This window comes from Armatimonadota bacterium (assembly GCA_016869025.1).
Taxonomy (GTDB): Bacteria; Sysuimicrobiota; Sysuimicrobiia; order Sysuimicrobiales; family Humicultoraceae; genus VGFA01.
Genome location: VGFA01000020.1, coordinates 45424 through 51424, shown reverse-complemented (window position 1 = coordinate 51424; position 6001 = coordinate 45424). Strand labels below are relative to the sequence as shown.

General features: G+C 67.4%; 8 protein-coding genes and 1 tRNA gene. 2 read left to right on the top strand and 7 right to left on the bottom strand.

Annotated elements, in window-relative coordinates:
• Nucleotides 1-279 precede the first annotated feature (279 nt).
• A complete protein-coding gene (locus FJX73_10350) occupies nucleotides 280-576 on the top strand; it encodes a hypothetical protein (protein ID MBM3471171.1) in 297 nt (98 codons plus the stop codon).
• Nucleotides 577-627: 51 nt separating this feature from the next.
• Here the strand turns inward: FJX73_10350 and FJX73_10345 are convergent, their stop codons facing one another.
• From FJX73_10345 to rsmI, 3 genes are read right to left on the bottom strand one after another with little or no spacing between them, the layout of a single operon-like run.
• Nucleotides 628-1383, bottom strand: coding sequence for a class I SAM-dependent methyltransferase (locus FJX73_10345; protein MBM3471170.1), 756 nt, complete (start codon nucleotides 1381-1383; stop codon nucleotides 628-630).
• Entirely contained in the window at nucleotides 1380-1652 is a 273-nt protein-coding gene (locus FJX73_10340) for a hypothetical protein (GenBank protein ID MBM3471169.1), read from the bottom strand. The genes FJX73_10345 and FJX73_10340 overlap by 4 nt, the downstream gene beginning before the upstream one ends.
• A gap of 1 nt (nucleotide 1653) precedes the next feature.
• On the bottom strand, nucleotides 1654-2538 hold the full coding sequence (gene rsmI, locus FJX73_10335; GenBank protein ID MBM3471168.1) for a 16S rRNA (cytidine(1402)-2'-O)-methyltransferase: 885 nt from the start codon (nucleotides 2536-2538) through the stop codon (nucleotides 1654-1656).
• 133 nt (nucleotides 2539-2671) lie between these two features.
• Here rsmI and FJX73_10330 point away from each other — a divergent pair.
• Nucleotides 2672-2759: transfer RNA gene (locus FJX73_10330), tRNA-Leu, on the top strand.
• Nucleotides 2760-2763: 4 nt separating this feature from the next.
• Here FJX73_10330 and FJX73_10325 read toward each other — a convergent pair.
• The 4 genes from FJX73_10325 to FJX73_10310 form a co-directional block, all read right to left on the bottom strand.
• Nucleotides 2764-4119 carry a hypothetical protein gene (locus tag FJX73_10325; protein MBM3471167.1) on the bottom strand — a complete coding sequence of 452 codons (1356 nt, stop codon included), beginning with the start codon at nucleotides 4117-4119 and terminating at the stop codon, nucleotides 2764-2766.
• A gap of 76 nt (nucleotides 4120-4195) precedes the next feature.
• Entirely contained in the window at nucleotides 4196-4930 is a 735-nt protein-coding gene (locus FJX73_10320) for a hypothetical protein (protein MBM3471166.1), read from the bottom strand.
• Between the two features lie 13 nt (nucleotides 4931-4943).
• Nucleotides 4944-5381, bottom strand: coding sequence for a prepilin-type N-terminal cleavage/methylation domain-containing protein (locus FJX73_10315; GenBank protein MBM3471165.1), 438 nt, complete (start codon nucleotides 5379-5381; stop codon nucleotides 4944-4946).
• Complete coding sequence (locus FJX73_10310; GenBank protein MBM3471164.1) at nucleotides 5371-5808, bottom strand: prepilin-type N-terminal cleavage/methylation domain-containing protein; 438 nt, start codon at nucleotides 5806-5808, stop codon at nucleotides 5371-5373. Before FJX73_10310 ends, FJX73_10315 begins: the two co-directional genes overlap by 11 nt.
• Nucleotides 5809-6001: the final 193 nt, after the last annotated feature.

Sequence of the window (6001 nt, the reverse complement as noted above, 5' to 3'; positions counted from 1 at the left end):
CACGTCGTTCACATAGTATATCGGCGTCGTGATGTAGAACTTCTCCATCGGCCACACCCTTCTCGGAAGCCGCGACAGACCCCCGGTCCGCCAGGCGTAGGTCTGATTCTAGGCCCGGCCGTTTGAGAGTGTCAAATGCTGGGGTTCTTGTAGGTCGCTTTCCAGCCCCGAACTAGACACCGCCTCACAGCATCATAGGAGGAGGACCGCCTGCGCCTGGACATATGCCCGATGCGGCCTCCACATCCTGCTCCTAGACTAGAAGCGGAGGTGGGTGCCATGCAGCACCAGACCACGGGTCCGCCGCAAGCAGCGCAGAAGAGCGGGATCCTGCCCCGCGCAGCCGGGCTGAGCTTCGCGCTGGGCCTGATCGCCCTGCGCGTCTGCTGGCTGCCGGGCATCAACTGCATCCTGGCCCTCGGGGCAATCACGCTGGGGATCCTGGGGCTGTACCGGGTTCTCAAGACCCGTGGAGTGGGCGGTCTCGATGAGGCCGTCACCGGCATCGTGCTGGGTATCGTGGTTCTGGGCCTCTCCACGTTCTTCATCGCGGCGTTCACGACCGCGTGGCGGTAGAGGATCCGGCCGCCTGCCTGTGGTCCATGACAGGGCAGCCCGCCAGGCGGCTCAACGCCTCTCGGCCACGAAGACCGCCGCCTCCGAGTCCATCGTGTAGGGCTCACCTGCAAGACTGCCGTAGAGGGCCACCAGCGCGAATCCGGCCGCGCCGAGCATCTTCCTCACCTCCGCGACCGTGAAGGCCCGGATGGACTGCGTCCATGCCTCGCGGCGGCCGTCGGGATAGATCACGGTGTTGACCCAGCTCAACCGGCCTGCCAGCGGCTCGAAAGTCCAGTCCTCGATCTCCAGGATCTCGTCGTCGCGCCGGTCCAGCACTACCGGCTGGAAGTTGCGGATCTCGTGCTCGTGGTTCCAGAAGTCAATGAGCAGGCGGCCGCCGCGGCGCAGCACCCGCGCCACGCCGTCCAGCATCGCCTGGCTCTCGGCATCGGTCGCGAAGTAGCCAAACGAAAGGAACATGTTGATCGCGGCATCGAAACCGGCCCCTAGCGGGAGCGCCCGCGCATCGCCCACCACGAACGCAGGGCCGACGCCGGCAGAGGCGGCATGGTGGTGCGCCTGCGCCACCTGGGCCTCGGAGATGTCCACGCCGGCGACCGCGAACCCCCTTCGGGCCAGCTCCACGCTGTGGCGGCCGTAGCCGCAGCAGACGTCCAGCACGCGCGCGGGCGGGCGGAGGTCAAGCAGGGAGAGCGCCTGATCTACCTGTTTTGCGGCGCGGTCCAGGTCGGCCTTCTGGTAGAGAGCGAAGAACGCCCGCCGGTTGAACACGTCCTGCCACCATTCGGAACGGCGGGTCACGGCGGAGCGTCCTCCTCCTCGAGTGCGGCCAGGTAGTCGGCAATCAGCGCGCGGGCGTCGTCCTTCTGCTCGGGGCGCACGATGATCTCCGCCACGATGCCGGCCTGGTCGCCGGCCATCGTCGGCACCCCGTAGCCGGGAACCACGCGCGAGCGGATCATCGCGTGCACGCCGACGGCCTCGAGCAGATCGCGGATCGCGATGGCCTCGAACTCGCTGGCGGCGCTGTGCACCACCACGACGTCTCCCGGCGCAGGCCAGACGGGCATCTCACACTACCCCGCTGGCGATCTTGTAGGCGTCGCGCGATGGCAGGCCGTACGCCTCGGCGAGCGCCTTGGCAGCGTCACGCCGGGAGAGCCCCTGCGCCACAAGGCGCGCCGCGAACTCCTTGGGGGACGCGCGCTCCTGTGCCCGGCCGCCGGACGGCGAAGATCCGGCCGCGATCACGGCCTCGCCCGCGCCCGCAACCGAACCCTCATCCGCGCCCTCAACCAGCAGCGTAACCTCGCCCCTGGGCGCCGCGCTCAATGCCGCGCGCACCTCGGCCGCGGTGCCGCGCAGGACCTCCTCGTGCACCTTGGTAAGCTCGCGCGCCAGCACCACCCGGCGCGGGCCCAATACCGACTCGATGTCGGCCAGCGTGTCGCGCACGCGGTGCGGGCCCTCAAACAGCACAAGGGCCATCGGCAACTGGGCCAGCGCGGCAAGGACGCGCCGCCGCTCGCCGGCCTTGGCCGGGAGGAATCCTATGAAGGCGAACCGATCCGCCCGGAAGTCGGCCAGGGGCACGACCGCGGTCACGGCGCTCGCGCCTGGGACCGGCACTACCTCGAACCCGCCCTGCACAGCCGCGGCCACCAACCGAGTACCTGGGTCGGAGATCGCGGGCGTGCCGGCATCGGACACCACGGCCACGCTCCTGCCCTCGCGCAGCAGGCCCAGGATCTGCGGGATGCGGGCGCGCTCGTTGTGCTCGTGGAGACTGAGCGTCGGCGTCCGGATCCCCAGGTGGGCCAGCAGGCCGCGCGTGTGACGCGTGTCCTCGCACGCGACCACGCTGGCCTCGCGCAGCACGCGCACCGCGCGGCCCGTAATGTCCTCCAGGTTGCCGATCGGCGTCGCCACAAGGTAGAGCGTGCCTAACGCGCTCATCTCTCGCCCCTCGACCCTGCAATAGCACCAGCGCCGCCTGCTTGTCCAGCGGCATAGAGCGGCACCTGCCGCGTCCTTGACAGCACCGCGGTTGGCTGGCTATCCTTGATTTTGGATTTTGCACTAGATGCGTGCGGAAGTGGCGGAATTGGCAGACGCGCAGGCCTCAGGAGCCTGTGGGCCAAAAGCTCGTGGGAGTTCAAATCTCCCCTTCCGCACCAACCCCTATTGATCTTTCCAGGTCTTCAGCCGGTCGAAGTTGGCAAGGCCCCCTCCGCCGATCCTCGATGCCGGATCCCAGTAGAAGTCGGTATTCTGGTCGAACTGCATCTGATACGAGAGGATGGCGCCGTTGGTGAGCTGCGCCTGGTCCAGCTCGAAGCCGCCGCCCGGCACGATGAAGGTCCCGGAGATCAGCCCGGATTGGTTGAAGTGCACGGCGCCGCACGTGGCATCCCCGGCCAGACAGTCGCCCGCGTCTCCATTCGGCTTGTTGGACAGGACGTTGATCGTGAACCGGTCGCCGGTGATTGCAGAGGGGGTCGCTCCGGTTGTGGTAGATCCGAAGACGGACAACTGCTCTGCCTTGAGCGCCTGCCTGGCCGCGCTGGCAGGGTTGGATTCGGGCTCCAGCAGCCAGAGCGCCACCCTTCCTGATCCGGTGATCACCAGGCGGGCGCACTTGCCGACCCAGAGCCGGCGCATACGCACCGTGACGGTGGCGCTGGGATCAGTGCCGGAGTCTATGATCAGCGTAGCGCGCTGGGATACGTCGGCCGGGCAGACACTGGTACCGGATGAGGCCAGGGTCACGTCGCCGTAGTTCACCGACGGATCGAGCGTTACGGTGGTACCCGCGGCCACAGTGAGGGGGCTGGCACCCGCCGACGAAGGAGGGGCAAGCGTCACGGCCGGGCAGACCGACCCTGCCGGTTGGTTGGGCGCAAGGGTCCCTTCGATCTGCGCCGAGGTGCAGGCGCCGCCGCCGCAGGTAATCGAGCCCGCCGCGTAGACGCTCCCGGAGTAACCCTGCGCCGGGGCCGGCACCGGTGCCGGACAGGCGCCGCCGGCGTTGGAGTCACAGACCTTTGACGGTGTGCCTCCCCGGGCCAGGGTGATGTTGCCGTTGCTGCCCACGTCGCCGTAGATCCTCACGCCCTGATCGAGGTTGACACCGTCGTAGGCACAGATGGCGTAGTTGCTGGTGGAAGAGGTCGTGCCCTCAACTATCGCGCTTACCACACGCGTGGGACCCGGGGTGGAGAGACGGCCCTCGGACCGAATCCGCCGGTAGGCGGAGTTCTGGGTGCAGCCGGTGCCGGTAGGGATCGTGGTGTCCAGACACCTGACGGTGATCGCGGCGAAGCCTACTGCCCCGCCAGCGGTTCCGTCGGTGCTGATGGGCACAGCCGCGGCCTCGCCGGTGTAGGTGGCGGAAGCCGGGCCGAGGGCCTGCATGCGGGCGATGGCGTAGTGAAGGCCGGCCTCGGCCACGTTGAAGACCTGCACGGCCTGCTGCTGGCGGATTCCCGCCGCCAGGTCGGACCTGACCACGATCATCACGGCAGCGGTAACTATCATGATCAGCGTGAGTACGAGGTGAGTACGAGGATCGTGGAGAGCAGGGCCGCGCCCCGCTCGATGCTGCTTGCGGTTTTCATGGCGGATTCGTCTCCGATGGGCTTATCCAGTTGTTCACGTCGGGCCGGGGATTGCGCAACATGACCAGGCGCGTGAAGGTCTGTGTCTGCGCGCCGGACGTGCCTTCTTCTCCCTGGACGGTCAGCGTGACCTCGATGAGCCGGATGCCGCGGACCTGCTCCGGGTCGGTGATCTGCCCGCCAGAGGGGACGGGAATCAGATCGCCCGTGCGCGCGAAGTACCTGAACACCAGCGAGGTCACAGGGATGCGCGGGTTAGAGACCGCGGACGAGGAGACGGTGGAGGAGTTCCAGGCCACGGAGCACGGAGCCATCTCCTCTACGACCACGCCGTTCTCGAGGCGGTAGCCCAGAGTGATGACCTCGTTGCCCGCGACGAGGTCCGAGTTCAAGATCTCGCCGCTCACATGGACGCTTCCCGACCGGGGGCGAAGGCCGGAGTCCTCCGCCACCACCATGTCCCTGCAGCGCAGCTCCACCTGGGCGTTTGGATAGACGTTCAGGCCGGCGTTGCGCAGCCGTTCGGACATCCACTCCAGGGTCTGCCGCGCCGACTCGGTATCGGCGGTACGCACGGCGACGATCATCTTGCCGCGCACCGCTGCGCCCACCAGCACCGACATCGTCCCGATCACAATAGCCATCACGAGGATGGCAACCAGCATCTCGACCAGGGTGGTCCCGGCCTGACCCCGGAGTACGCCCGCCGGCCCCTGCCCCTGCGCCGGCATCCTGGTCGGGGCCCTACTGGTAGGTGAAGTTCGACACATAGGTCACCAGGATTGTGTATGGCTGCGAGGTCGGCGTCTGATACAGCCGCACCACAAGCCGCTTGAGCGGTATGCCGGAGACCGGGGTCACCTCTACTTCGGCCTGATAGAACCCGGCCGGAACGCGGGGCTCAAGCAGATTCGCGTAGTCAATGTACCCTTCGTTGGGCTGAGTGGTGTCCGGGAACCGGCGCGGCGCCGTCGTGACCGGAATCCCGTAGCCCTGGACCCGCAGGAAGTCCAGCTCCGACTGCACCCAGGCCGCGGCCTGTGCCCGAATTTGGGCCCTGCGCGACTGGGTCAGGCTGAAGAGAACCCCTCCCAGCACGGTGGTGGCCATCACTCCCAGAACGGCCACGGCAACGACCACCTCTATGAGGGTGAAGCCGCCCCGGTTCCTCCTACTGCTCACTGTAGCTCACCCTGCCTGTGCCGCCTGCCACCTGAATGGTGTATGACCGCCCTGTGGAGATGCTGCTTACCGTCAGCGTCAGCGGTGCCGAAGGTACGCCCCTGCGGTCGAAGACCACCTGCTGCTGCGGGGACCCAAACGTGATGTGCCCGGGCAGGATCTCCTGCCGGAGGATCGCACCGCCGTCCACGGCGATCGTGTACGTTTGATCCATGAACGTCGCCCGCACGCTAGCCCGCCGGGTGATCGCGTCCTGCTGCCCGGAGCTGAGGTCGGCCGCGACGCCGCGGACCCACCCGTCAATCTCCTCGCGGGCGGCGGCCAGGCGAATGCTATGAACGGCCAGCGAGAGCAGGATGCCCACCAAGGATAACACGACCACAAGCTCTATGAGCGAGTAGGCCCGCTCTCCACGACTTCCGCTCACCGTTTGAACCCCCTGCCTTCCATGCGCCCGACCGTTAGCCCAGAACAATACACAATAGATAGAACGCACGCGACGCGGCAGTGATTCCGAAGTCGGCCAAGGCCACGCCTGGCGCGCCGCAGAACGCCCTACCCATGGTATGTGGCCCCGTGGGTATGCGGTCCCATGGGTCCGTGTACCCGGGTGGGGCCTG

What these genes read in the sequence shown, in the direction of transcription:
- FJX73_10340 (MBM3471169.1), bottom strand. Translation starts at nt 1,652, where the DNA reads ATGCCCGTCTGGCCTGCGCCGGGAGACGTCGTGGTGGTGCACAGCGCC.
- rsmI (MBM3471168.1), bottom strand. Translation starts at nt 2,538, where the DNA reads ATGAGCGCGTTAGGCACGCTCTACCTTGTGGCGACGCCGATCGGCAAC.
- FJX73_10320 (MBM3471166.1), bottom strand. Translation starts at nt 4,930, where the DNA reads ATGCCGGCGCAGGGGCAGGGGCCGGCGGGCGTACTCCGGGGTCAGGCC.
- FJX73_10350 (MBM3471171.1), top strand. Translation starts at nt 280, where the DNA reads ATGCAGCACCAGACCACGGGTCCGCCGCAAGCAGCGCAGAAGAGCGGG.
- FJX73_10325 (MBM3471167.1), bottom strand. Translation starts at nt 4,119, where the DNA reads ATGATAGTTACCGCTGCCGTGATGATCGTGGTCAGGTCCGACCTGGCG.